Genomic DNA, 25,675 nt, shown 5'->3' on the forward strand with positions numbered 1-25,675 from the left:
TCCATAAAGGATAAGGTTAAAATTTCAAAAAACTTTAACCTTAGCCTTCAAAGATGCTAAACTATATATAGGGAAATCCCTATATACCGTTAAGTTAAAAGTTAAATTATTTAACTTCTACTTTAGCTCCAGCTGCTTCTAACTGTGCTTTAATTGCATCAGCATCAGCTTTAGAGATTCCTTCTTTAATTGTAGAAGGAGTTTGCTCAGCTGCATCTTTAGCTTCTTTTAATCCTAAACCAGTAATTGCTCTGATTTCTTTAATTACATTGATTTTTTTATCTCCTGAATCAACAATGATAACATCAAATTCAGTTTTTTCTTCTGCAGCTTCAACAGCAGCAACAGCTCCACCAGCAACTGCAACAGGTTGTGCAGATACACCAAATTTTTCTTCAAACTCTTTTACTAACTCTGATAATTCTAATACAGATAAACCAGAAATAAATTCTAAAACGTCTTCTTTAGAAATTGCCATTTTCTATCCTTTTTAATTTTTTATTATATTTTAGCTTAAATAATTAAGCAGCCTCTTCTTCTTTTTTTCTTCTAAGAGCATCAAGACCAATAGTAAAGTTTCTAACTGGTCCCATCCATACAGATGCAAGCATTCCAAGAAGTTCTTCTCTTGATGGTAATTTAGCAAATGCATTAACTCTAGCAACATCTGCAATCTGACCTTCAATAATCCCTGATTTAATAACAAATTTGTCTTTAGAAGATGTTGCAAATTTATCAGCAACTTTACAAGCTGAAATTTGATCTTCTGACCATAAATAAATATTTGTTCCTGTTAAATCAATATCACCTAGTTCAGCAGCCTGAACAGCTTTTACAACTAAAGTATTTTTAATAACTTGAACTTTTGTATTATTAGCTTTTGCTTCTTTTCTTAAAGATTCTAACTCTTTATGAGTAAGCCCTTTATAATCACAAACCACAACAGCTAAAGAGTTTTTAAACTCAGTTGATAAATGGTTTATTATTTCTGATTTTTCTTGTCTTGTCATTATTGTTTTCCTCCTTTCAAAACATCATCTTAGGCGGGACTTACAAAAGAACGAGGATGTTCTTTTACCAGCTGTCTTCAGTTTTATATCAGTGCTTTGAATAACACTCAAAAATATTGAACAATTTCAATACTTCTGAATATTAAAAAAGATAAGGGTTCCCTTATCTTATTTCTAATAATTCCATATTATCTAAAACAATTGATGGACTCATAGTTAAACTAATCGCAGCATTAGTAATATATCTTCCTTTTGCAGTTGAAGGTTTAGCTTTATTAATAGCTGAAATAAATGCTTCTGCATTTTCTTTAATAGCTTCAGAAGTAAATGAAATTTTTCCAATAGCAGCTTGCATATTACCTTTTTTATCAACTCTATATGTTACTTGTCCACCTTTAGCATCATTAACTGCTTTTGTAACGTCCATAGTAACTGTTCCTGTTTTAGGGTTCGGCATTAAACCTTTTGGTCCTAAAATTCTTCCAACTTTACCAACAATTCCCATACAATCAGGAGTTGCAATTAAAACATCAAAGTTAATATTTCCAGCTTGAATAGCTTCAGCTAAATCATCATTTCCAACAACATCAGCACCAGCTGCTTTTGCTTCATCAAGTTTTACACCTTTTGCAAATACTGCAACTCTAACAGTTTTTCCTGTACCATTTGGAAGAACAACTGCCCCTCTAATCATTTGATCTGCATGTCTTGGATCTACATTTAAATTAAGAGCAATTTCAACACTTTCATCAAATTTAGCTGATTTTAGCTCTTTTATAGTTGTACAAGCTTCAGCTAAAGAATACTTTCTATCTTCAACTTTTGATTGTAACGCTTTATATCTTTTTGAAACTTTTGCCATTTTGTTCTCCGCAATATTTATTTTTTTGCTTCCACTATTTAAAAGACTAGTGGTTAGACTTTATCCAAAACAGAATATTATAATTCTGTATCGATTCCTATAGATCTAGCTGAACCAGCAACAATTTTAGCTGCCACTTCTCTATCATCTGTATTTAAATCTTTGATTTTCATATCAACGATTTCCATGATTTGTTCTTTAGATAGTTTTCCAACTTTATTTTTAAGCGGATTATCACTACCTTTTTTAATTCCTGAAACTTTTTTAATAAGTTCTGTCATAGGTGGTTGTTTTACTTCAAATGTAAAACTTTTATCTGCATAAATTGTAATAACTACTGGTAATCTATATCCAGCTTTATCTTTTGTTTTTTCATTGAATGCTTTACAGAATTCCATGATATTAACACCTCTTTGCCCAAGAGCTGGTCCAACTGGAGGAGATGGATTTGCTGCACCTGCAGGTATTTGTAATTTTAAATAACCTTGAATTTTCTTAGCCATGCTATTCCTTTAAAAAATTTTAATGATTAGACATTAGGCAAAAAAACTATGAAGAAGCTAGTTTCTTTGCCTAATGCCTAAATTAAACTATATATTAAACTATTCTTTCTACTTGAGTATATGATATTTCAACTGGTGTATTTCTTCCAAAAATAGAAACATTTAATTTCAATACACCAGAAACCATATCAAAATCTTCTACAATTCCATTAAAATTAGCAAATGGCCCTTCATTTATTCTTACCATTTCACCTTCATCAAAAGATATTTTTGGTTTTGCGGCTGCTTTATTCTTAGCTTTTTCCAAAATAAGATTAATATCTTTTTCACTCAAAGCTGTTGGTTTTTTTGATTCACCAATAAATCTTCCAACTTTTGGCATTGATTGAATTCTATGCCATAAAGCAGTATCTAAATCAATTTTAGCAAAAGCATAAGCTGGGTATAGAGGTCTTTCAACTATAGTCTTTTTACCTTTTTTTACTTCAATTAAATCTTCAGTAGGAACTAAAACTTCAGCAATTCTATCATCTGCCATTTCATCAGCTAATTTAACTAATGCCTTTTTAACAGACAATTCACTTCCCGAATAAGTTTGTATTGCATACCATTTATGAGCCATAAATATTTCCTTAGTTGATTATTGAAGATAGACTAATTGACATAATTCCATCAATTATAGCTAAAAATATTGTTATAACAGTCACAACAATAAATACAGATAAGTATGCAGTTCTTATTTGTTCTTTAATAGGAAAGATAACTTTAGACAACTCTGATTTTACATTGTTAAAATAACTACTAACTTTACTCACTATCTTCTCCGATTTTGCAATTTAATCTTTAAATTCTATAAAAAGAACTTACAAAGAACTCTTTAAAGAACTTAAGTGGCAGGCCAGGAGGGACTCGAACCCCCATCACTCGGATTTGGAATCCGATGCTCTACCATTGGAGCTACTGACCTAAAAACTTTAAGTCTGCATAAGCAGACTTAGAGTATATCAAGATTTTAACTTTACTTCTTTATGAGTAGTATGTTTTTTCAATCTTGGACAATATTTTCTAACCTCAAACTTTTCAGTATGAGTTTTTGGATTTTTCCAAGTAGTGTAGTTAATATCTCCACTTTCTTGACATTTTAATCCAATTTTAATTCTTACTGCATTTGCCATCAATAATCCTTATTTAATTATTTCTGAAACAACTCCAGCACCTACAGTTCTTCCACCTTCTCTAATAGCGAATTTTGTTCCTTTATCTAAAGCGATTGGAGCAACTAATTCTACTGTCATCTCTACGTTATCACCTGGCATAACCATTTCAGTACCTTCAGCTAAAGTACAAGAACCTGTTACGTCTGTTGTTCTAACATAGAATTGTGGTCTATATCCACTAAAGAACGGAGTATGTCTTCCTCCTTCTTCTTTTGACAAGATATACACTTCACATTTGAAAGTTGTATGTGGAGTAATTGTTCCTGGCTTAATAAGAACTTGTCCTCTTTCAACTTCTTCTTTTTTGATACCTCTTAAAAGAATTCCGCAGTTATCTCCAGCTTGACCTTGATCCATTTCTTTTCTGAACATTTCAACACCAGTAACTGTTGTTTTTCTTGTATCAGAGAAACCAACGATTTCAATTTCTTCACCAACTTTAATTGTACCTTGCTCAATTCTTCCAGTAACAACTGTTCCTCTTCCTGAAATAGAGAAAACATCTTCAACTGGCATTAAGAATGATTTTTCAGTATCTCTTTCTGGAGTTGGGATGTATTCATCAACTGCATTCATTAATGCAACGATTTTTTCTCCCCATGGACCAACAGTACCTTTTTTAGCTTCTTCTAACGCTTGGAATGCAGAACCAGCAATAATTGGTGTATCATCACCCGGGAAATCATAAGTAGATAATAGCTCTCTAATTTCCATTTCAACTAATTCTAACATCTCATCTTTGTCAGAAGGATCTAATTGATCTTCTTTATTTAAGAATACAACGATATATGGAACACCTACTTGTTTAGATAATAGGATATGCTCTCTTGTTTGAGCCATTGGTCCATCAGTTGAAGCGATAACTAAGATAGCTCCATCCATTTGAGCAGCACCAGTAATCATGTTTTTAACATAATCGGCGTGACCTGGACAATCTACGTGTGCGTAGTGTCTTTTTTCTGTTTCATACTCAATATGAGAAGTAGCAATAGTAATTCCTCTTTCTCTTTCTTCTGGAGCATTATCGATTTGATCATAATCTTTCATCTCTCCACCATATTTAACTGCCAATACTGCAGAAATAGCAGCAGTTGTTGTAGTTTTACCGTGGTCAACGTGACCAATTGTACCGATATTTACGTGTGGCTTATTTCTTGAAAACTTTTCTTTTGCCATAGGAATTTCCCCTTCTAAATTTATTTTACTTAATTTGCCCTCTGAGTAGATAAGCCAGCAGGCTTCTCTATTCAGAGGGGGATTTGTTTTACACAAATTGAATGTGTATTATATTGACTAAATACTAAAAACTAAATTAATGGGATATGAAAAATTAGAGTTATAAAAAAATTTGCGTTTATAACTCAGCTCCCAGTAATCAATAAATAATGGAGCGGGAGACGAGACTCGAACTCGCGACAGTCTGCTTGGAAGGCAGAAGCTCTAGCCAACTGAGCTACTCCCGCAACATTGCGTGGTGGTGAGAGAAGGATTTGAACCTTCGAAGCCGTAGGCGGCGGATTTACAGTCCGCAGGATTTGACCACTCTCCAACCTCACCGTTGAAAAATTATTGTTCTGGTCAAGCGCTGTTTCTTAAACTTACGCAAGACAAAATGGAGCTGGTGAAGGGAGTCGAACCCCCGACCTGCTGATTACAAATCAGCTGCTCTAGCCAACTGAGCTACACCAGCATCCATAAAATGGTGGTTCGAGACAGAATCGAACTGTCGACACAAGGATTTTCAATCCTTTGCTCTACCGACTGAGCTATCGAACCACTGTAAATTGGAGTGAGATTATACATCTTACAATATTAATATTAACTTAAATTTGTAACATATTTTTTGAATTCTTCTCCTCTATGTGCATAAGATTTAAATTGATCTAAAGAAGCTGCTGCTGGAGATAAAAATCCAATACTATTTTCTTTCATATTTATATCTATTAATTTTACTGCTTGTTCTAAAAAATCACATTTATTAACTTTTATATTAAATACATTACAAAAATCAACTATCTTTTGTGAATTTGAACCAATAGAATAAACTTCTATATCTAAATTTTTTATATTTACAAAAAGTGGTTCAAGATTTGCACCCTTATCATCTCCACCTAATATTATATGTATGTTACTATTTTTATATGGCACTAGTGCATTTATAGTTGCATCAACATTTGTAGCTTTGCTATCATCAATCCACAATCTATTTTTACTATCTTTAAACTCTTCGACTTTATGTTTATCAATTTTAAATTGATTTATTAATTCATAATTTACATCATCAAATAAAATCTTTCTAACACTCATAGATAATAGAGCATCAAGTAGAAATGGTTCTTTAAAATTTAACTCATCTTTTTTAAATCCAAAATGTTTACAGATATCATCACTACTATTATATGTAATTACACAAGCATTTGTTTTTATATTTTTAAATTCATCTGGAATAATTGCAATATCATTTTCATTCATAAAATTAAGAGGTTTTAATTTTGCTTTTTTATATTCATCAAAACTACCATGCCAAGTTATGTGATCTTCTGTTATTGGAAGTAAAATATAAATATTCGGCTTAGCTTTGTTTGTATAATGTAAAGTGAATGATGAAGTTTCTAAAATCCATATTTTTTTACTGTTATCAAGCCCACTCAAAGGTACTCCAATATTACCACCATAAACAGAATCATATTTTTCTAAAAGATGTTGAGTCATTTGTGTTGTAGTTGTCTTTCCATTTGTACCACTAATCCAAATAGAAAAAGGCATATCATTATAAAATAAGTCATAATCACTCAATAAGTTTTTTGAAGCAACAACAAGTTCATTATATGGAGGTATTCCAGGACTTACAACTGTAACTTCATTAGAATTTTTATCAAATATTTCTAAATCAACATCATCAAAAAGCTTTGCATTTGGAAATCTTTTTTTTAATGCACTTGCAGTTTTGCCTTTTCCTAAAATTCTTATATTATCCAAAGTATCCCTTTTCTATCTTAATTTTAAACTCAACAGTGCTACTAAATTTGCCATAAATGATATTATCCAAAAACGTACTATTATTTTATTTTCTTTCCAACCTTTTTGCTCAAAATGATGATGAATTGGAGCCATCAAAAATACTCTTTTTTGTCTTAGTTTATACGAACCAACTTGAAGCATAACTGAAACTGTTTCTAAAACAAATATAAATCCAATAGCAATTAACAATATTTCTGATTTTGAAACAATTCCTAAATATCCCATAAATGCTCCTAATGGTAAAGAACCACTATCTCCCATAAAAACTTCCGCTGGGTAGGCATTAAACCATAAAAATCCTATCAAGGCACCACAAATTGCAGCTCCCATAACTGCCAATTCTCCAACAATAGCAATATTTGGTAATAACAAGTAATTAGCAAAAACTGCATGTCCTACAACATAAACTAAAATAGATAAAGTTGTGAAAGCAAGTATTGAAGGAACTGTTGCTAGTCCATCAAGCCCATCTGTGAGATTTACTGCATTTGAAGAACCAACAATTACAAACATCCAAAAAATTATTGCAAAAACTCCCATTTCAAAAAGTGGGAATTTGTAAAATGGAGTATATAAATCTGTTGTATGCCCAAAATAATACAAAATTCCTACAACTATTAAGGCACTTATAAATTGTAATAAAAGTTTCATTCTAGCACTTAACCCTGCACTATTTTTTGCTTTTAAAATTTTTGATAAATCATCTTGTATCCCAATAAGAGAAAAAAGCCCTAAAGTCAATAATCCACCAACAACATAAAAGTTATTTAATTTTGCAGTTAAAACAGTAGCTATTAAAGTTGAGAATATAAATACAATTCCACCCATTGTTGGTGTTCCAGCTTTTATTTGATGGGCTTCAGGTGCTAATTCATAAATTGGTTGAGAAGCTTTTCTTGCTCTTGCCCATCTTATAAACTTCGGCATTAAATACATAGTTAAAACAAAAGCTATAAAAAAGCTAATTCCTGCACGAACAGAGATATACTGTAAGATATTGATTTCTAAATGTCGATAGAGCCAGTAAAACAAAATTAAACCTTGATTTTGATATAATAGGTCATAATTATATTATATTATACTTTTTAAAAGGTTTAAACAAATGAGCAAAACACTATTAATTATAACAGATGGCATTGGACATAATAGTTCAAAAAACTACAATGCTTTTTGTAGTGCAAAAAAGCCAACTTATGATTATTTATTTGAAAATGTACCTTACTCATTAATCCATACTTATGGAGAATATGTAGGACTTCCAGATATGCAAATGGGAAATAGCGAAGTTGGGCATATGACTATTGGAAGTGGAAGAGTTTTATATCAAGATTTAGTAAAAATTCATCTTGCTATAAAAAATAATACTCTAAAAGATAATGAAGTTTTAAAAAACACTATTTCAAAATCAAATAACATCCATTTAATTGGACTTTTAAGTGATGGTGGAGTTCATTCGCATATTGACCACATTATTGCTTTGGCAAAACTATCTAAAAATCAGGATAAAAAAGTATTTATTCATATCATAACAGACGGTAGAGATGTTGCTCCAGACTCAGCAAAAAAATATTTAAATAAAATTTTAGAAATTTGTGATGAAGATATAAAAATTGCAACAATATCTGGAAGATACTATACTATGGATAGAGACAATCGATGGGATAGAGTTCAAAAAGCTTATGTTGCGATGACTTATGCTATACCAAAAACTCAAAATGATTGTTTGACATACGTAAAAAATTCTTATGAAAATAAAATATTTGATGAGTTTCTTGATCCAGTTGCTTTTGAATGTTACGATGGAATAAAAGAGAATGATGGGATAATATTTTGCAACTTTAGAAGTGATAGAATGAGAGAAATTTCTAGTGCTTTTGCAAAAAGTGACTTCAATGAGTTTGAAACTTTTAAAGGTTCTTTAAATTTAGCTTCAATGACACAATATGATAAAAATGTGTTTATTCCAGTTTTATTTACTAAAGACAATCCAAAAAATACTTTAGCCGAAGTTATATCAAATGCTGGACTTTCTCAACTTCATACTGCTGAAACTGAAAAATATGCCCATGTTACATTTTTCTTTAATGGCGGAGTAGAAGAACCTGTTTTAAATGAAACAAGAGTTTTAATACCATCTCCAGATGTTGCAACTTATGATTTAAAACCTGAAATGTCAGCACCTCAAGTTGGAGAAGCAGTAAGAACTGCTATGAAAAATCATACTGATTTTATAGTTGTAAATTTTGCAAATGGAGATATGGTAGGACATACAGGTGTTTTTGAAGCAGCAGTTAAAGCTGTTGAAGCAGTAGATAAAGAACTAGGTCTTATAGTAGATATCGCAAAAAAAGAAGATTATAACATCATCTTAACATCTGACCATGGAAATTGTGAAATGATGAAAGATGATGAAGGTAATATTTTAACAAATCATACAGTTGGAGATGTTTACTGTTTTGTTATGGCAAAAGATGTAACAAAAGTAAAAGAAGGTAGCTTAAATAATATCGCTCCAACAGTTTTAAAACTTATGAATTTAGAAATACCAAAAGAGATGGATGAACCACTAATCTAATGATAAACATAAAAAAACTAAAAATAAGTGCAAATGATAAAGAGTTAGTAGATATAAGTTTTAAAATATCTACTTCTACTGCACTTATTGGAGAGAGTGGAAGTGGAAAATCTTTGACTTTAAAAGCTTTACTAAATCTACTTCCAAACTCTTTAAAGTATCAAAATGAGATAGATTGTAGTTTTGAACTTAACTACAATACAATAGGATTTATCCCACAAAATCCTTTTACTTCACTTTCACAAATGACAAAAATCAAAAATCAAATTTTTTGTAGTGATGAAAAAAAAGAGGAAGTTTTTAAACTGTTAAATCTATCTTTGGATATATTAAATAAATATCCATCTCAAATTAGTGGTGGACAAATACAAAGAGTTGTTATTGCAATTGCACTTAGTCGTGATATAAAACTTCTTTTACTTGATGAACCAACAACTGCATTGGATTTAGAAAATAAAACAAATATTATAAATATTATTCAAGATTTACAAAAACAACTTGATTTAAAAATACTATTTGTAACTCACGATATTGAATCTATAAAAGATATTTGTAATGATATTGTGATTTTGAAAAAAGGTAAAATTATAGAGTTTGGAAAAACTATTGAAGTTTTAGAAAACCCAACAAATGACTATACAAAAGAGCTTATAAACTCAACTTTTAAAAACAAAGAATTTAGGAAATAAAGATGTTAAAATTTTTAACAAAAGCAATTTTTTTCATTTCAATTATTGTAGGGGCTGTTATTGTAGTCTTACTATATGATTTATATGAAGAGATAAAAGATGATATTGATAGTGTAGTAAACTACGAGCCAAAACAAAGTACACAATTTTTTGATAAAAATGGAAGACTATTAGCAAATACTTTCAAAGATGAAAATAGAGAGTATGTAAACTATGACGATATTCCTGCTCGTGTTATAGAAGGTCTTGTTGCAATAGAAGATACACAATTTTTTGAACACTTTGGTATAAATCCAGATGCAATAAGTAGAGCTGTTATAAAGAATATTCAATCTGGTGGATATAGCGAAGGGGCGAGTACTCTAACTCAACAATTAATCAAAGTTTTAGTTTTAACTAGAGAAAAAAAGCTTATGAGAAAAGTAAAAGAAGCTTTACTTGCTATAAGACTTGAAACTCTTTTAACAAAAGAAGAAATTTTAGAAAGATACTTAAACCATGTATATTTTGGTCATGGATATTATGGTATAAAAACTGCTGCAAAAGGGTATTTCAAAAAAGATTTATATGAACTTACTTTAAAAGAGATTGCTATTTTAGTTGGGCTTCCAAGAGCTCCTAGTTTTTATGACCCAACAAAAAATCTTCAAGTTTCATTAACAAGAGCAAATCAAGTAGTAACAAGAATGAATAGTTTAGGTTGGATAAGCAATGAACAATTTGAAGAATCAATCAATGAAATTCCGACAATTTATAATCAAACTTTAACTCAAAACATAGCTCCATGGGCTGTTGATTATGCAGTAAGCGAGTTGATAAATGATATTCCAGATATTTTGTATGGTGGATATAAAGTTTATTTAACAATAGACTTACAAACTCAAGAAATAGCACAAGAAGCTTTGAAAAAGTCTTATGATGAAGCTATGAAAAGAGATGAGAATATAAGAGCAAATTCAAAAAATCCTGACAATGATGCTTTTACAAAAGAGTTGAATGGAGCTATGATAACTTTGGAAAGTGGTACTGGTAAAATATTGGCTATGGTTGGTGGGATTGATTACTCTCAATCGGTATTTAATAGAGCATTTCAGTCAAAAAGACAAGCTGGAAGTGCTATCAAACCATTCTTATATCAAACTGCATTAAATGAAGGATACAATCCAGCTTCGCAACTATTTGATATCTCACGAACTTATACTTTTACAGTTGGTGGTGTTCAGAAAAAATGGCAACCGAAAAACTATGGTGGAAATTTTCAAGGAATTGTAAGTTTTAGAGATTCTTTAGTTCAATCAAGAAATTTATCAACTTTAAACTTAGTTACTGATGTTGGAATTGATATTACAACAAATGATTTACAAAGATATGGATTTAAAGATATTGTAAACAATCTTTCTATCACTCTTGGTTCTATGAGTGTATCTTTGGTTGAGTTTAGCCAAGCTTATACTATTTTTTCAAATAATGGAGTTAAAGTCAAACCATATATTGTAGAACAAATTTCAAATAAAGATGGAAAAAGTGTAACTTTTGAACCTATAAAAACTGAACTAAACTCTCCTGAACAATCATACTTAATAACTTCTATTTTAAAAGATGTAGTTACAAAAGGGACAGGAAGAAGAGCAGCAGTTGATGGAATAGAACTTGCAGGAAAAACTGGAACGACAAATGACAATATTGATGCTTGGTTTTGTGGCTACTCACCATCTATTCAGACCATAGTTTGGTATGGAAATGACAATAATAAACCTATGAGAAGAAGTGAAACTGGAAGTACACTAGCAGCTCCAGCATTTTCATATTTTTTCAAAAAATATCTTGAGCTTTATCCAGAAATACCAAGAACATTTACAAAACCTGAAAATGTATATCTAGGAAATTTTAATGGGAAAGATGAGTATTATACAGATTTATCTCCATTACCAGATATTGATTCACAAATCATAATAGAACAATCAAATTCAAATGAAGAGGTTTTAGAGTTTTAAATCTTTTTTAGTACTTAAATAAAGGTATGGTAGGTTTCTCCTAAAAAACCTACCATAAAAAAGGAAAGTTTCCGAAAATATATCGGAAATGAAAATAAAATGGCGTTTAATCTACTTCCCAAATGTCGCCAATACTTGGGAATGAATATTTTTTAGAATTTTACATTCATAGCAATATTATATCTTCTACCATCAAGGGTAATTCCATAATCTGCATTTGTAATTTGTTTATTTGCAACATTATAAACACCAGCTTTAAAACTTAAATCTTTTGTAGCTTTATATACAACTCCTAAATCTGATGTATGATATGCTGGAGTTTCAGGTTGTTGATCTGTACTATGATCAAAACTCAAATATTCTGCTGATTTACCTCTGTAATTAAATTGTCCCCATAGATTCCATTTTGAAGTTGGTTGATAATCTAAAGTAAGATTAAACATATGTTCTGGTGTTTTATTTAAAGTTTTTCCTGAAAGGTCTATTTCAGTTGACATACCTTTATTAAATACTCCATCTTTAACTTCAGATTTTGTAAATGTATAACTAGCTCCTGCTTGTAAGTTTTCTAAGATATCATAATTAGTTGCTAACTCTATACCTTTCATTGTAGCATCTGCAACATTTTCATATTTATTTACAAATCCATTTGTATTAGTTGCACCATATTGTTCGCAACCTGTATAACTACCATTAGAACCAGTAGGCTGACAAACTCTATTTGGCACAATTTTATTTTTATAATCTGTTTGGAATAAAACAACACTACTAGTTAATCCTAAATCTTTATCTTCATAGTGAAGCCCAGCCTCATAATTTACACTTTCTTCTGGATCTAAATTAGAATTTCCAAGCCATAGTCCCCTTCCATAACCTTGAGTCCAACCATCAGTAGCAGCTGAAATTGTAGGTTGAGAGTATCCAGTTGTAACTCCACCTTTTAATGTCCAATTATCAGTTAAGTGATAAACCCCATAAACTCTAGGAGATAAATTTCCACCATATTTTTCATCATCATTGTATCTAAGTCCAGTTGTAACTGCTAAATCATCAAGGATACCCCACTCTGCTTCAGCAAAAATAGCACCAAGCCATCTATCTATTTTTTTTAATTTTTGAGCTGGATCTTTAAACTCTTCTTCTTTATATTGTCCACCAAAAGTTAAAATATGCTCACCTAAAGCATAAGTTGATTGATGATTGAAAACATTATTTGTTTCAATCACATCAAGATTAGATGTTGAACCTTCTTTTTTTGTCTCTTCTGCTTGATAGTATGTACTCATTATAAGATTTCCATATCTTCCATCATGAGTAAGAGTGTATATATCTTTTATATAAGGGCTTGTATTTGCAACCGTTTCAGCAACACCTTCTGCTAATACTGTTTTTTTCTCTGAATACTTATACTCTGCACTAATATCATTTTCATCATTTGGTGTAAGTATAAGTTTTCCACCAACTCCTTTAGCCTCACTACCATTTACAACTGATGTTGCATCAGGGTTTGTAGCAGTTGGATTTGGTCTAACTCCACCACCATCTTTTTTAGTATGTGAAGCATTTAGTTGTAAAGCTAAAAGATTGTCTATTAAAGGTCCTTGAGTAAATACATTTGTAGCTAATTTATTATCACCTATTTTATTGCTTGAATCTGGAGTTAGATATTCAACATTAAAACTTCCAGTCCACTCTTTTGTGGCTTTTTTTGTGATGATATTTATAACTCCACCTAAAGCATTTCCACCATAAAGTGAAGAAGCTGGACCTCTAACTATCTCTATTTTTTCAATCATAGAAATTGGTGGTAACATATTATTTAAACCATTAGCTTGTCCCGCAGTTCCTGCAGCTCTTCCGAAATTCCTTCCATTTGTTAATGGTTTTCCATCTACTAAGTATAGTGTTTCTGTCACTGCCATACCACGAATAGAAATTCCTTCTGATTCAGTACTACTTCCATATTCGTTATTAACATATACTCCTGGTACATTTTTAATAGCATCAACAACACTAGTATATGATTTTTCATTTAATTTTTCAGCAGTTAAAACTGTGATTGAAGCTGAAGCATCTTTTAAAAGTTGCTCGTGTCCTGCAGCTGTTGTAACTTTAATTTCATCTAAAGTTGTAGTTTCATTAGCACTTAATAGGTTACCCCCCGAAAACTAATAAAGCAGTTGCTACTGTCTTAGCAATTCGTATATTCATACTTGTCCTTTTTGTTAAATTTTGGATTAAAATTTCGATAAATCTTTTAGGAAAATTTATCTTTATTTTCTACATTTTAAATAATCAATATAACAATTATCAAAAAAGTAAATGAAATATTAATCATTTAAACTTAAAATAATATAAAAGTAATAACAATTATTAAATAAATTTGTAAATTTATATCGTTATGTAAAATTTTATATAAAGTTTATGTTACATTTTTTATACATTTCTATTAATTAAAACTTAAAATATTAATATTTAATAGTTTTAAATTGTTTTTAATATAAGATTTACTTGTAAGAGTTCTTACACTTAACAATCATAAAAGGAGAGAGTTATGAGTGAAAAAACAAAAAAAACTGTTGGAATACATGAAGCTTATGCAAACGACCCTGTAAAAGCTGATTTGGAGATTTTTGGAAGAGAAGTTGAACCTACTACAAGAAGAGGATTTTTGAAAAAAAGTTCACTTTTAGCAATGGCTGCTGTTGTTGGTTCAAATATTCCATTTGCTAACAATATGCCTTCTGGATTAATCCCTGCACTCTTAGCAAATTCAGATAAACCATTTTCTGTTGAAGGTAAAGATGGTCTTATTTACTTAAATGATAGACCAATCAATGCTGAAACACCTGCACATTTGTTGAATGATGAATTTACACCAGATAAACACTTTTTTATAAGAAACAATGGTGTTCCACCTGAACTTAATAGCATAGATTTGAAAACTTGGACTTTAGAGATAACTGGAGAGAGTTGTCAAAATCCAAAAACATTTACTATTGATGAACTAAAGAAAAAATTTAAACATTACACTTATGCTATGACTTTAGAGTGTGGTGGAAATGGAAGACATGAGTTCAATCCTCCTACAAAAGGAAACCAATGGGAAGTTGGAGCTGTTGGTTGTGGAAGATGGACTGGTGTTAGACTTAAAGATGTTTTAAAAGATTGTGGTATTAAAGAAGATGCTGTTTACATAGGATATTATGGAAAAGATACACATTTGAGTGGTGATCCTACAAAAGTGGTAATAAGTCGTGGTGTACCTATAAGTAAAGCTTTAGAAGATGAAATATTAATTGCTTGGGCTTATGAAGGCGAAGATATACCTTATCACAATGGTTATCCATTAAGATTGGCTATTGGTGGTTGGCCAGCTTCTGTTTCTGGAAAATGGCTAAGCAAAATTGTAATAAGAAACAAAATCCATGATGGTGAAAAGATGATGGGGCAATCATATAGAATGCCTTGTGAACCAGTTGTTCCAGGTTCAAAAGTAGAAAATGATAATATGTGTATTATAGAATCTATGCCTGTAAAATCATTGATTACTTTTCCTAAATCAGGAATTAATCACAATATAAATGATAAATTAAAACTAAATGGTAAAGCTTGGGCTGGAGATTTAAAAGTTGATGAAATGTATGTTTCAATAGACTTTGGAATAACTTGGCAAAAAGCAAAAGTAAATAAACCACTAAACAAAACTGCTTGGCAAACTTGGGAAACAAGTGTAACATTCCCTAAAAAAGGATATTACGAAGTTTGGGCAAGAGCAACAGATAGCAAAGGTAATATGCAACCTATGATTTTACCAGGATGGAATCCGAATGGGTATTTAAATAATGCTTGTCATAGAATAGCTGTTCAAGTAGTATAAAAGGAGATTTTATGAAAACTTTTATAAAACTTACAATTCTAGCTTTCTTGATTTCACCTTTTTATCTTCAAGCAAAAGAGTTTGATAGTGAAACAGGCTTGATTATAGACAAAGGGTTTGAAACAGTAAAAGCAAATTGTACTGTTTGCCATAGTGCAAAGTTTATCACTTTACAAAAAGGTGATAGAGATATGTGGAAAGCTATGATAGTTTGGATGCAAAGAACTCAAGGTTTATGGGAATTTGAACCAGCTATTGAAGATGAGATATTAACTTATCTTGAAAAAAACTATCCACCAACTGAAACATCAAGAAGACCAAATTTAAAAGCAAAAGATCTTCCAAATATAAACTAGAGTTTTCTCTAGTTTATAAATCAACCATAGCTTTAAAAGTAACTCCAACTCTTCCAATACTCTCTATATTTGTATGATTTCTTTCATTGATTCTTCCATCTTCGATATATTGATAATTTATTTTTAAGATAACTGGTGTTGTATCTCCATCTACTTTATAAGTATCATAATACTCACAAAAAAGTGCTGTTTGAGTTGAAGTAATCATAGGTGGATAATCTTCTAACTCTTTTCTTACATCTATTTCAAATTTTTCTATTTCGCTTTCATCTTTTGACAGTTGCATAGCACATTTTTGAACTTGTTCAATATTGTCTTTATTTGGAAAACAAATTGTTGCTTTTTTTGTTTTTAAAATATTTGCCAAACTATCTTTTGGACTTCCATCATCTTTTTTACCAATGGCTACAATTACTAAAGCTGGACTTGTAGAAATTGGAATAAAATAAGAAAAAGGAGCAGCATTTAAAACTCCATTATCTTCAGTAACTATCCAAGCTATTGGTCTTGGAACTATACTTCCAGACATTATCTTGTATCTATTTAACTCATTTACATTTTCATAATCTAATATCATTTTTTATCCTTTTAAATGGTTCCCATTTAAAAGGAAACCTAATATTTATTAAATACTTTTTAACGAAACTTATAAAAAGTTTTTAAAAGTAGCAAAACTCTAAAGGGCTTTTAGAAAAAAGCCTTTCTCAAATTAGTTTCAAAATTTTTGTATAGTAATATGCAAAAAACAAAAAAGCAACTCCTAAACAAATAGTTATAACCGTAGTTGTAGTAATATGTGCCATAGTTCCTATAAACAAAGTTGTAGATACATTTGCTAACATAAAAACCATATCATTATACGATATTACTCTTCCAATGTATTTATTATCACAATGATTTTGTAGCATTGAATATGTATAAGACCATAAAAATGCTGTGCTAAATCCTACGAAAAACAATGATATCAAAGATATATAAAAATTATCTTGAGTTAATGCCCATAAAATAATAGTTATCCCTTGAAAAGTTAGCAAATAATGTAAATTTTCTTTTTTTATAATTTTATTTAAAATTAATGGACCTATCATAAGAGCAACTGCTCTAACAGCATTTGATAAACCAATAGCAAGTGGCACAGCAATGAGTTCTTTATACTGATTTTTTGCCAAAATCGTAATAAGTGCGTCATAAGAACTTAATCCTACACTTGCATGTAAAAATATCAAATGTAAAATAATTTTATTATTTTTAATATATAAAAATCCATCTTTCATCAACTCAAATATCTTTTGCGTAACTTGTTTATGTTCAATATTTAATTTTATTTGAATAAATACAATTAAAGCTAAAACAAAAATACAAACATCAATTATAATCGCAGTTTTTACACCATATAAATTTACTATAAATCCACTTGCCGCCATACCAACAGCATAAGTAAAAGACCAAATAATTGAATTTATTTCATTTGCTGTTTGAAGTTTCTTACCTTCTAAAAGCTTAGCTAAAAGTGACATTTCAGTAGAAAAATACATAGAAGCTGCACTCATTCTAATAAATATAAAAATCAATAAAATCCAGAGGTGACTTAAATCATTTATCGTTAAAAACATTATTGTCATAAGTAATTCAACACAAAGTAGTGAAATCATAAGAGGTTTTATTTTTACTCTATCAATTATTGCTCCACTTATTGGTGCAATTATAATTGCAGGTATAAAGTGCATAGCAGTTACTATTGCTATTGCTAATTCAGATGAACCTAATTCTACAATCATTGTATATATCGCAACAGTTGAGAACCAAGCTCCAAAAGATGAGATAAAATTAACTAAAGACAAATCTCTAATAATTTTATGCTCTTTTAAAAAGCTTATATAATATTTCAATTTTTTTCCTTAAAGAAATTAAAAAAGTGTTTTAATTTTAGAACTCTAAAGTTCCTTCAATAGCAAAGTTTGCTTTTGAATCTAGTTCTGCGTGAGATAAAACAGGTAAAGATAGTCCAAACTTTTCGTAAATTTCTGAAATTCTTTTTCTTAAAACTGGATCTACAACCATAGCAACTTTAGAGAAACCTTTTTTCTCAACATCATCTAAGAGTTGTTTTGTTTTTGTTACAAGGTTATTTATTTCAGCAATTGAAAGCATTAGCTGTGAAGCACCATGATGATCTTGAAGCTTACTTATAAACTGCTGTTCTAATTCAGGTTTTATTGTAACTATATGTAAAATACCATCTGTATCTTTGTATTTTTGAGTAATAAGCCTATAAAGTTTTGCTCGTACATGCTCTAATAATATCTCTGGAGCTTTTGTAAACTCTGCAATATCTGCAATTGCTTCAATAATTGTTAGCATATCAACTATTGGTATTTTTTCATGAAGTAAATCTTTGCAAACTTTCAATAAACTTCCATAAGATGCAACTTTCATAGCTTCTTCAACAACAATAGGGAAATCTTTTTTTATTCTATCAATAATATCAACTATATCTTGTCTAGTGATGATATCTTCTGCATGTCTTCTAATAATTTCTGATATATGTGTTGATATAATTGTTGGAGCATCAACAACTGTAAAACCTTTCATCAAAGCATCATCTTTTAAATCTTTCGATATCCAAATTGCATCAAGATTAAAAACTGGTTCCTTTACTTTTATTCCATCTAAAGTTTCATTTCCTAAGCCACCCATTGCAAGAAATTTATCAACTTCTATTCGTCCTTTTACAATAGGAATCCTTTTAAGATAAAATTGGTACTCATTTTGAGCTAAATTTGTATCATCTGAAATTCTTATTTGTGGTATTACAAAACCCAATTCACCAGCTATGTTTTTTCTAATAGCTTTAATTTTATCAAGAAGTTCAGAATTCCCTTGAACAAGTTGTAAAAGTCTAACTCCAAGTTTTAACTCTAAAACTTCAAGCTTCATAACAGTTTCTATACTTTGGCTTTCATCTGGAATAGCTGCTGCCCTTTTTTTCTCTTTCAAATCACTTGGCTTTTCAATTTTTTTGGCAACTTGTGGTTTAAAAAATCTGGTTACAATATTATCATCACCTTTTTCTATCATTATGATTATATATCCCATTGCTATTAATAAAAGCCCCATCATCATCAAAATACCAGTTGGGAAACCTGGAACTAAGGCAAAAAGCATCAATCCAATACCAACTAAAATTAGAGATTTAGTATCTTTAATAAGTTGATTTACGGCCCTTGAAGCAAATCTCTCTTCATCTGTATTTGATCTTGTAATAATAATTGCAGTTGCAGTAGATAAAATAAGTGCTGGAATTTGTGTAACAAGTCCATCACCAATAGTTAAAATTGTATATATATTTGCTGCTTCACTTGCATCTAAACCATGCTGAAAAATACCAACTAATAATCCACCAATAATATTTACAATAGTAATGATAATACCAGCAATTGCATCACCTTTAACAAACTTTGAAGACCCATCCATAGCACCATAAAAGTTTGCTTCTGTTATCAAAGCTTTTCTTCTTTCTTGTGCTTCTTTGTCATCTATGAATCCAGCATTTAAATCTGCATCAATAGCCATTTGTTTACCAGGCATAGAATCTAGTGTAAATCTAGCAGTAACTTCTGCAACCCTTGTAGCACCTTTTGTAACAACCATGAAGTTTATAAGTACAAGAATAATAAATATGATTACACCAATAACCATATTTCCACCAACAACAAATTCTCCAAATGCTGTAATAATACTACTTACAGCTTCTGGTCCATTATGTCCTTCAGCCAATATGGATCTAGTTGTAGCAATACTAAGAGCTAATCTAAAAATAACTAAGATTAAAAGAAGGGTTGGGAAAGTCGTTAAATCTGCTGGTTTTTGAATATATAACGATATTAAAAGAATTAAAAATGAAATAGCCAAAGATAGCGATATAAAAAAATCTATAGCAACTTGATTTAAAGGAACTATAATAATAGCAAGCATTGAAAGAAACAATGCTACTGCTATTAAATCCCTAGAAAAAAGATTTTTAAAACTAAACTTCATATATACAAAAAATAGTCAATTTTATCTCATAAAATTAACTAAAGATAATTCAAATGTTCTATTTACAGTAGAATAAACTGAAGCATAAGATAACTCCAATGCTTTTAATTTTATAGCAATATCAGCTTCATTTGCCTTACCTAACTCAGTTTTTAAAATACCTAATTGAGTATTTTTTGAGTTAAGTCTTTCCAAAGAGACTTGAAAAGTCTTATTCTTTGCTCCTAAATCTGAATGAGAAATAGTTAAAGAGTCATGAACTTTACTTATTTCATCAACAGCTTTTGAAATTCCAGCTCTTCTAAATTCATAGTTTGCTGCATCATCTGTTGGAGATACAGGATTTCCTAATTCATCGAGTCCTCTTAAACTTCTAACAGCTTCATCTAGCATATCAAAAACACTTCTTCTTGCTTCAAATTTAGTTCCATCAGCTGTTGGTAAACTAGCCTGATATTCCCCAGTTACTGGATCTTGGCTTACTGGTGTAATAACTTCAGTTGAACCGTCCCAATTTGTTTTTGTTAAAGTATCATTTGTAGGAGAGTTTAATTTCCACTCATTTCCATCTTGATCAACAATTCTATCACCTTCTTTAAAAGTTAAAGTTTCACCTTTTAAACCAGAATCTGTAGTATAATAAAAAGCATCAAGACCATTTACTCCTGCATCTCTATATGAACCATCATCAATAGCCACTTTTCTCAAGCTATCATTACCTTGGTATGTAACTTTTCCATTTGCATCCATAACGAATGGCTTAACAGAAGCATCACTTCCTGAAAAAACATATTGACCTTCAGTACTTGTATTTGCTAGATTAAAAATACTCTCTTTCATACCTGCAAGATTTTGTGCAATAGCTTCTAATCCTTCAATTCCAGTTGTTGATGTATTCGCTTTAATTAACTCTGATTTGATATATTCAACATTTTTCTTAGCATCATTTAAAGATGTATCTGACGTTTTATTTAAAACATCTACTCTATTTATTTGATCTCGAAGTCCATTATTTGTTTGTATCGAGTTATCAACATGAACAAGTCTGCTATATAAAACAGAATCATCACTTCCATATTGAAGTTTATCCCCACTAGCTAATTGGTTATTTAATTTAGTTTGAGTCTGGTCCAAAAGACCTATTCTATAAATTGTAGAATTTATACTTGATATCATAATAACACCTTTTTTAAGTTTATAACAATCTCATCAAAAGAGTAATTTTGTAAAGTTCCTTGAGTAAGGAACTCTCTTATTTTATCTTTTCTTGATATAGCATTGTCAAGTTCTGGATCCATACCTTTTTTGTATGCACCAACTCTAATTAAAACTTCATTCTCTTTTATTAGTGATAATACTCTTTTTAACTTTAAAAAGTCATTATAATGTTCTTGTGAGACTACCTTGTCTATAACTCTTGAAGCTGATTTTAGTAAATTTATTGGTGGATAAAATCCTTGTTCTGTTAAATCTCTTGTTAATACTATATGTCCATCTAAAATCGAACGACTTTGATCTGCTATTGGATCATTCATATCATCTCCATCAACTAAAACGGTAAAAAATGCTGTAATAGATCCTAATTTACTATTTCCAGCTCTCTCCATAAGTTGTGGTAAAAGTGCAAAAACAGATGGTGGATAACCACGACTAACAGGTGGCTCACCTGTACTTAAGCCTATTTCTCTTTGAGCCATAGCAAATCTTGTGACACTATCCATCATCAATAAAACATCATGTCCTTTGTCCCTAAAATATTCAGCTATTGCCATAGCAGTAAATGCTCCATATTTTCTCATCAAAGCAGATTCATCTGAAGTTGCAGTTACTATAACAGTATTTTCTAAATCATCATTTAAGTTATAATGTATAAATTCTGGTATTTCTCTTCCCCTTTCTCCTACCAATGCAATAACTTTAATAGTTGCTTCACAACCTTTTACAATCATTCCCATTAAAGTAGATTTTCCAACTCCACTTCCAGCAAAAATACCAACTTTTTGACCTTTTCCACAAGTTAGCATAGAATCTATCGCTTTTACACCTGTTGAAAACTTTTGATCAATTATTCCTCTATCAAGTGGTGACATACTCTCTTTATTGATAGCACAATTTGCATCTATATCTCTTATTTTACCTTTGTTATCTATTGGTTCTCCCAAAGCATTTACAACCCTTCCTAAAAGGCCATTTCCACACTTTATTGTGAGTCCATCTCTTTGTAAAAAAACTTTATCATTTATTCTAAAACCTTCAATAAATGAAAAAGGAACAATAATAAATGAATTGTCATTTAAAACTGTAACCATTCCTAAAACAGAATAAAGTCTTTGTTCTGATTCTATTCTTACAATATCTCCAACTGCAACTTCAAGTCCAGTAGCACTCAAAGTAATTGCTGAAATATTCGTCAATCTTCCAAAGGCAACATTAAGATTTGATGAATCTATTTGGTTTAAAATATCATCTATATTCATTGACCCAAACTCAAACACATTTTTTTGTAAAGATTATCTTCAATTTTTACATCTTTGCACTTTTGTAAATATTCATCTTTTTTTTCTTTATTATCCAAAGTATCATATAACATTACAATATCATAATATATTTTAACCTCATCCTCTACTTTTAAATTTCTTACATTTTGACTTGCTTCAACTAAATAATTTACCGCTTCTTCAAATTTTTGTTCATTTTTTGCTATTTTAGATAATTCACTCTCAACAAATGGAGAATAAACATTTATTTTAAAATCTTTTTGTTTATCATATAAATCTTTTAAAATTTTTGTAGCTTCTAGTTGATTATTCTCTTTTAACAAATATAAGTAAAAATCGTAATAAAAATCTACAATTACAGGTTCTTGAGTATTTGAATCTATTAAATTTTTATTTTGCAAAGTATTTGCAAAAAATTTATCAAATTTTATAGAATCATTTTTTATCTTTAAAACTTGATATTTATACAAAAACTCTTTTTCTAATATATCTTTGTCATTTGCTTTTTCTATTTTTGATGAAAAGTATAGAGCATCTTCTATTTCATCAACACTTAAAGCCATAGTTTCTAACATAAAATATATATCCAAATTCTGAACATCTTTAAAAATATTTTTTAGTTGTGTATAATTTTCAAGAGATGGTACTTCACTAATACATTTTATCAATCCATTTTTTATAGTATTATCATCTAATAAGTCTTTAAATATTTCATATTTAACATCTTTTAAAATAGTACTTAGTTTTGAACAATCATCATTTTCCAAATACTCTTTTATCAAACCAATATATGAAATATCTAAAAGTTCATCAATATTATTAAAACCAAATCTTTGTAAAATATCTTTTGGAATATCTCTATAAACTTTATCAATTTTAACTGTTTGTTCAAATTTCTTATCTATGTTGTTATTTATTAATTCTTGTAACAAAGCTTTATTCTGCATAGCTTCATTTTGATTATATTTGTCTGCTATAGTGTTAGGAGAAATTAATCTTTGTCTCATTTTTATTTCATCAAAATATATTTGTGAAGCTTCAAAATATTCACTTTTTGGGTAGCTATCTACAATATTTTTATAAAGTTTTTTTGCTAAATTCAAATATAAATCTGTTTTATCATAAAGCTTCATATAAATATTTGCCAATTTAAACTCTGCTTTTTCTAAAATATCTTGTTTTTTTGAAGTTTTGATTAAATCTTTTAATATATCAACAGCCAATAATGTCATATCAAGTTTCAAAAGTAAATCTACTCTTTGATTTGCTAATATAAAATCATTTGAAAAGAAAGATGGATTTGTTACTAAAAGTTGTTTCATTAACTCTTTTGCTTCATCTTTTTTACCTTCAAGTAAATATACATCAAAAAGTTCATTCCCAATTATTGAGGCTATATTTTTATCTTTTGTATTTCTTAAAATATCAAATAAAGTTTTAGATGCCTTTGGATAATCTTTTTGATACTTAAAAATCTTTCCAAGTGCAATTTTACCTTTTGCTTTTGCCTCTTCATCATCAAAAACATCTATCACAGTTTGAGCATAATATCTTGCATCTTCTACCCTATTTACACTAAGTTTTAAATCTATTAAAAGTAGATATGCCTTTAATAAATCTTCTTGGTTTATAACCGAAGAGTTTATAGCATTTTCAAGTTCATTTGATGTATCCAATAAAAGTTTTTTTGACTGATTTTTGAGAACCAATTCTGAATATAGTATTAAAATATCAGAGTTTAACAAAGATATTTTATTATTGTCTTTTAAATCAACTAATCTTTTAAAAGCTTCATTTATCTTTCCATCAAGTGCAATCTCTTTAATATTTTCTAACTCATTTAAAGTATTTATAATACTCTCTTTAGTTTTTGAAGATATTTGTTTTCCATTTGAATCAATAAAACTATAGTAAAACTCTTTATCTTTAGCATTTAGTAGTGTAAATAATATAAAAAAAATAGCTAAAAACTTCACTTATTACCTTTTTTTCTTCAATTCATAAATATAAGAGAAAATTTCTGCAATAGCTTTATAAAATTGACTTGGAACTTCTCTTTCTAATTCTATTTGATCATACAAAGCACGAGCAAGTGCTGGATTTTCTATGATTGTAATATTATTTTCCTTTGCAATATCTTTTATTTTCAATGCAAGGAAATCTATCCCTTTTGCTACTAAAACAGGAGCTTGATTTACACTATTATCATACTTTAAAGCAACAGCATAATGTGTAGGATTTGTAATAACAACATCAGCTTCAGGAACACTACTCATCATACGTTTTTGTGCCATTTGCATCTGAATTCTTCTAATTCTACCTTTTACTTGAGGATCTCCCTCCATATTTTTATATTCATCTTTAATCTCTTGTTTACTCATCTTTAAAGATTTCATATAATAATATCTTGTAAAATAAAAATCTATTATAGCAAAAATAATGATAATAAAAAGAATGGTAAAAATAAATACTATTGTTAAATCAAGCATAGCTTGTATTGTTGAGTTTATCTCTTTATTCATCATATATAAAAATTCTTTATATGTTATTGAAAAAAGTAAAAACATAACTCCTACAATAATTGACAATTTTAAAGTTAATTTTAAAGCTTCAAGTAATTTCTTTAAGCTAAAAACATTTTGTAAGCCTTTTATTGGGTCTAATTTTTGTAAATCAAATTTTAATGGTGTTGCTATAAATCCAAACTGCATCCAGTTACCAGCTAGCGATAAAACTAAAACTAAAATAAATAGTGGCGCCAATGCTATTAATAGTGTATTTACAATAGTAAAGGTAAGAGAATAGTATAAGGCATCATTTACTTCTTGCCCAATAAAACTATAAATATATAAAATAACCTTTTTTATCTCTAAAAATGTAAATCCAGAAAGAAATATCAAATAAACTGAACCCAATGTTAAAATTACAGCTCCTGCAACCTCCATTGATTTGGCAACATTTCCTTCTTGCCTAGCATCTTCAATCTTTTTGGATGTGGGTTCTTCTGTTTTTTCTTCATCATCAGCCATATA

23 protein-coding genes and 5 tRNA genes are annotated in these 25,675 nt (G+C 29.6%); 5 read left to right on the top strand and 23 right to left on the bottom strand.

What is annotated here, in order from left to right; genetic code table 11:
• Window positions 1-106 precede the first annotated feature (106 nt).
• From rplL to mraY, 15 genes are all read right to left on the bottom strand, one after another.
• Complete coding sequence (gene rplL / locus ACNSOS_RS04585; RefSeq protein WP_115428870.1) at window positions 107-478, bottom strand: 50S ribosomal protein L7/L12; 372 nt, start codon at window positions 476-478, stop codon at window positions 107-109.
• 43 nt (window positions 479-521) lie between these two features.
• Window positions 522-1,010, bottom strand: a complete 489-nt coding sequence (gene rplJ, locus ACNSOS_RS04590) for a 50S ribosomal protein L10 (RefSeq protein ID WP_418186117.1) — start codon at window positions 1,008-1,010, stop codon at window positions 522-524.
• A gap of 163 nt (window positions 1,011-1,173) precedes the next feature.
• Entirely contained in the window at window positions 1,174-1,872 is a 699-nt protein-coding gene (gene rplA / locus ACNSOS_RS04595) for a 50S ribosomal protein L1 (protein ID WP_113892987.1), read from the bottom strand.
• 77 nt (window positions 1,873-1,949) lie between these two features.
• A complete protein-coding gene (gene rplK, locus ACNSOS_RS04600; protein ID WP_113892985.1) occupies window positions 1,950-2,375 on the bottom strand; it encodes a 50S ribosomal protein L11 in 426 nt (141 codons plus the stop codon).
• A 94-nt stretch (window positions 2,376-2,469) separates the two neighbouring features.
• The gene (gene nusG / locus ACNSOS_RS04605) at window positions 2,470-2,997 is read right to left on the bottom strand and encodes a transcription termination/antitermination protein NusG (RefSeq protein WP_418186118.1); all 528 of its coding nucleotides are present in this window, start codon (window positions 2,995-2,997) and stop codon (window positions 2,470-2,472) included.
• A gap of 10 nt (window positions 2,998-3,007) precedes the next feature.
• Window positions 3,008-3,190 carry a preprotein translocase subunit SecE gene (gene secE, locus ACNSOS_RS04610; protein WP_026803893.1) on the bottom strand — a complete coding sequence of 61 codons (183 nt, stop codon included), beginning with the start codon at window positions 3,188-3,190 and terminating at the stop codon, window positions 3,008-3,010.
• Window positions 3,191-3,266: 76 nt separating this feature from the next.
• Window positions 3,267-3,342 (bottom strand) — tRNA-Trp (locus ACNSOS_RS04615).
• Between the two features lie 37 nt (window positions 3,343-3,379).
• Entirely contained in the window at window positions 3,380-3,550 is a 171-nt protein-coding gene (gene rpmG / locus ACNSOS_RS04620; RefSeq protein ID WP_024775591.1) for a 50S ribosomal protein L33, read from the bottom strand.
• A gap of 9 nt (window positions 3,551-3,559) precedes the next feature.
• Complete coding sequence (gene tuf / locus ACNSOS_RS04625) at window positions 3,560-4,768, bottom strand: elongation factor Tu (RefSeq protein ID WP_113909562.1); 1,209 nt, start codon at window positions 4,766-4,768, stop codon at window positions 3,560-3,562.
• A gap of 210 nt (window positions 4,769-4,978) precedes the next feature.
• A tRNA-Gly gene (locus ACNSOS_RS04630) sits at window positions 4,979-5,055 on the bottom strand.
• Window positions 5,056-5,064: 9 nt separating this feature from the next.
• Window positions 5,065-5,149 (bottom strand) — tRNA-Tyr (locus ACNSOS_RS04635).
• A gap of 56 nt (window positions 5,150-5,205) precedes the next feature.
• Window positions 5,206-5,282: transfer RNA gene (locus ACNSOS_RS04640), tRNA-Thr, on the bottom strand.
• Window positions 5,283-5,292: 10 nt separating this feature from the next.
• A tRNA-Phe gene (locus ACNSOS_RS04645) sits at window positions 5,293-5,368 on the bottom strand.
• Window positions 5,369-5,410: 42 nt separating this feature from the next.
• Window positions 5,411-6,571, bottom strand: coding sequence for a UDP-N-acetylmuramoyl-L-alanine--D-glutamate ligase (gene murD, locus ACNSOS_RS04650; RefSeq protein ID WP_418186119.1), 1,161 nt, complete (start codon window positions 6,569-6,571; stop codon window positions 5,411-5,413).
• A 12-nt stretch (window positions 6,572-6,583) separates the two neighbouring features.
• Window positions 6,584-7,645, bottom strand: a complete 1,062-nt coding sequence (gene mraY, locus ACNSOS_RS04655) for a phospho-N-acetylmuramoyl-pentapeptide-transferase (protein ID WP_418186120.1) — start codon at window positions 7,643-7,645, stop codon at window positions 6,584-6,586.
• Between the two features lie 70 nt (window positions 7,646-7,715).
• On the opposite strand from mraY, the gene gpmI reads away from it, so the two are divergent.
• Genes gpmI through ACNSOS_RS04670 form a run of 3 tightly spaced genes read left to right on the top strand, consistent with a single transcriptional unit; the run spans window position 7,716 to window position 11,871 of the window.
• A complete protein-coding gene (gene gpmI, locus ACNSOS_RS04660) occupies window positions 7,716-9,188 on the top strand; it encodes a 2,3-bisphosphoglycerate-independent phosphoglycerate mutase (protein ID WP_418186121.1) in 1,473 nt (490 codons plus the stop codon).
• Complete coding sequence (locus ACNSOS_RS04665) at window positions 9,188-9,877, top strand: ATP-binding cassette domain-containing protein (protein WP_418186122.1); 690 nt, start codon at window positions 9,188-9,190, stop codon at window positions 9,875-9,877. The genes gpmI and ACNSOS_RS04665 overlap by 1 nt, the downstream gene beginning before the upstream one ends.
• Window positions 9,878-9,879: 2 nt before the next feature.
• Entirely contained in the window at window positions 9,880-11,871 is a 1,992-nt protein-coding gene (locus ACNSOS_RS04670) for a penicillin-binding protein 1A (RefSeq protein WP_418186123.1), read from the top strand.
• A 152-nt stretch (window positions 11,872-12,023) separates the two neighbouring features.
• Here the strand turns inward: ACNSOS_RS04670 and ACNSOS_RS04675 are convergent, their stop codons facing one another.
• Entirely contained in the window at window positions 12,024-13,931 is a 1,908-nt protein-coding gene (locus ACNSOS_RS04675) for a TonB-dependent receptor domain-containing protein (RefSeq protein ID WP_418186309.1), read from the bottom strand.
• A 494-nt stretch (window positions 13,932-14,425) separates the two neighbouring features.
• On the opposite strand from ACNSOS_RS04675, the gene ACNSOS_RS04680 reads away from it, so the two are divergent.
• Complete coding sequence (locus ACNSOS_RS04680) at window positions 14,426-15,751, top strand: sulfite oxidase (RefSeq protein ID WP_418186124.1); 1,326 nt, start codon at window positions 14,426-14,428, stop codon at window positions 15,749-15,751.
• Window positions 15,752-15,762: 11 nt separating this feature from the next.
• Complete coding sequence (locus ACNSOS_RS04685) at window positions 15,763-16,107, top strand: cytochrome C (protein WP_418186125.1); 345 nt, start codon at window positions 15,763-15,765, stop codon at window positions 16,105-16,107.
• 13 nt (window positions 16,108-16,120) lie between these two features.
• On the opposite strand, the gene ACNSOS_RS04690 is transcribed toward ACNSOS_RS04685, so the two are convergent.
• From ACNSOS_RS04690 to flhB, 7 genes are all read right to left on the bottom strand, one after another.
• The gene (locus tag ACNSOS_RS04690; protein WP_418186126.1) at window positions 16,121-16,684 is read right to left on the bottom strand and encodes a flavin reductase family protein; all 564 of its coding nucleotides are present in this window, start codon (window positions 16,682-16,684) and stop codon (window positions 16,121-16,123) included.
• A gap of 127 nt (window positions 16,685-16,811) precedes the next feature.
• Complete coding sequence (locus ACNSOS_RS04695; protein ID WP_418186127.1) at window positions 16,812-17,996, bottom strand: MFS transporter; 1,185 nt, start codon at window positions 17,994-17,996, stop codon at window positions 16,812-16,814.
• A 37-nt stretch (window positions 17,997-18,033) separates the two neighbouring features.
• Complete coding sequence (gene flhA / locus ACNSOS_RS04700) at window positions 18,034-20,145, bottom strand: flagellar biosynthesis protein FlhA (RefSeq protein WP_418186128.1); 2,112 nt, start codon at window positions 20,143-20,145, stop codon at window positions 18,034-18,036.
• A 21-nt stretch (window positions 20,146-20,166) separates the two neighbouring features.
• A complete protein-coding gene (locus ACNSOS_RS04705) occupies window positions 20,167-21,321 on the bottom strand; it encodes a flagellar hook-associated protein 3 (RefSeq protein WP_418186129.1) in 1,155 nt (384 codons plus the stop codon).
• On the bottom strand, window positions 21,318-22,622 hold the full coding sequence (gene fliI / locus ACNSOS_RS04710) for a flagellar protein export ATPase FliI (protein ID WP_418186130.1): 1,305 nt from the start codon (window positions 22,620-22,622) through the stop codon (window positions 21,318-21,320). The genes ACNSOS_RS04705 and fliI overlap by 4 nt, the downstream gene beginning before the upstream one ends.
• Window positions 22,619-24,619: a tetratricopeptide repeat protein gene (locus ACNSOS_RS04715; RefSeq protein WP_418186131.1), complete on the bottom strand. Its 2,001-nt coding sequence runs from the start codon at window positions 24,617-24,619 to the stop codon at window positions 22,619-22,621. Before ACNSOS_RS04715 ends, fliI begins: the two co-directional genes overlap by 4 nt.
• A gap of 3 nt (window positions 24,620-24,622) precedes the next feature.
• Window positions 24,623-25,672 (bottom strand): flagellar biosynthesis protein FlhB, encoded by a 1,050-nt coding sequence (flhB, locus tag ACNSOS_RS04720; protein ID WP_418186132.1) that lies wholly within the window; start codon window positions 25,670-25,672, stop codon window positions 24,623-24,625.
• Window positions 25,673-25,675: the final 3 nt, after the last annotated feature.

The sequence above is a fragment of the Aliarcobacter vitoriensis genome (assembly GCF_048320235.1).
GTDB classification, from domain to species: Bacteria; Campylobacterota; Campylobacteria; order Campylobacterales; family Arcobacteraceae; genus Aliarcobacter; species Aliarcobacter vitoriensis.

Excerpts from the sequence above, each read along its gene's own strand:
- ACNSOS_RS04690 (WP_418186126.1), bottom strand. The coding sequence starts at position 16,684 with ATGATATTAGATTATGAAAATGTAAATGAGTTAAATAGATACAAGATA.
- ACNSOS_RS04665 (WP_418186122.1), top strand. The coding sequence starts at position 9,188 with ATGATAAACATAAAAAAACTAAAAATAAGTGCAAATGATAAAGAGTTA.
- flhA (WP_418186128.1), bottom strand. The coding sequence starts at position 20,145 with ATGAAGTTTAGTTTTAAAAATCTTTTTTCTAGGGATTTAATAGCAGTA.
- ACNSOS_RS04685 (WP_418186125.1), top strand. The coding sequence starts at position 15,763 with ATGAAAACTTTTATAAAACTTACAATTCTAGCTTTCTTGATTTCACCT.
- rplL (WP_115428870.1), bottom strand. The coding sequence starts at position 478 with ATGGCAATTTCTAAAGAAGACGTTTTAGAATTTATTTCTGGTTTATCT.
- fliI (WP_418186130.1), bottom strand. The coding sequence starts at position 22,622 with ATGAATATAGATGATATTTTAAACCAAATAGATTCATCAAATCTTAAT.
- ACNSOS_RS04670 (WP_418186123.1), top strand. The coding sequence starts at position 9,880 with ATGTTAAAATTTTTAACAAAAGCAATTTTTTTCATTTCAATTATTGTA.
- rplK (WP_113892985.1), bottom strand. The coding sequence starts at position 2,375 with ATGGCTAAGAAAATTCAAGGTTATTTAAAATTACAAATACCTGCAGGT.
- ACNSOS_RS04705 (WP_418186129.1), bottom strand. The coding sequence starts at position 21,321 with ATGATATCAAGTATAAATTCTACAATTTATAGAATAGGTCTTTTGGAC.
- gpmI (WP_418186121.1), top strand. The coding sequence starts at position 7,716 with ATGAGCAAAACACTATTAATTATAACAGATGGCATTGGACATAATAGT.
- rplA (WP_113892987.1), bottom strand. The coding sequence starts at position 1,872 with ATGGCAAAAGTTTCAAAAAGATATAAAGCGTTACAATCAAAAGTTGAA.
- flhB (WP_418186132.1), bottom strand. The coding sequence starts at position 25,672 with ATGGCTGATGATGAAGAAAAAACAGAAGAACCCACATCCAAAAAGATT.
- ACNSOS_RS04680 (WP_418186124.1), top strand. The coding sequence starts at position 14,426 with ATGAGTGAAAAAACAAAAAAAACTGTTGGAATACATGAAGCTTATGCA.
- rpmG (WP_024775591.1), bottom strand. The coding sequence starts at position 3,550 with ATGGCAAATGCAGTAAGAATTAAAATTGGATTAAAATGTCAAGAAAGT.
- tuf (WP_113909562.1), bottom strand. The coding sequence starts at position 4,768 with ATGGCAAAAGAAAAGTTTTCAAGAAATAAGCCACACGTAAATATCGGT.
- nusG (WP_418186118.1), bottom strand. The coding sequence starts at position 2,997 with ATGGCTCATAAATGGTATGCAATACAAACTTATTCGGGAAGTGAATTG.
- rplJ (WP_418186117.1), bottom strand. The coding sequence starts at position 1,010 with ATGACAAGACAAGAAAAATCAGAAATAATAAACCATTTATCAACTGAG.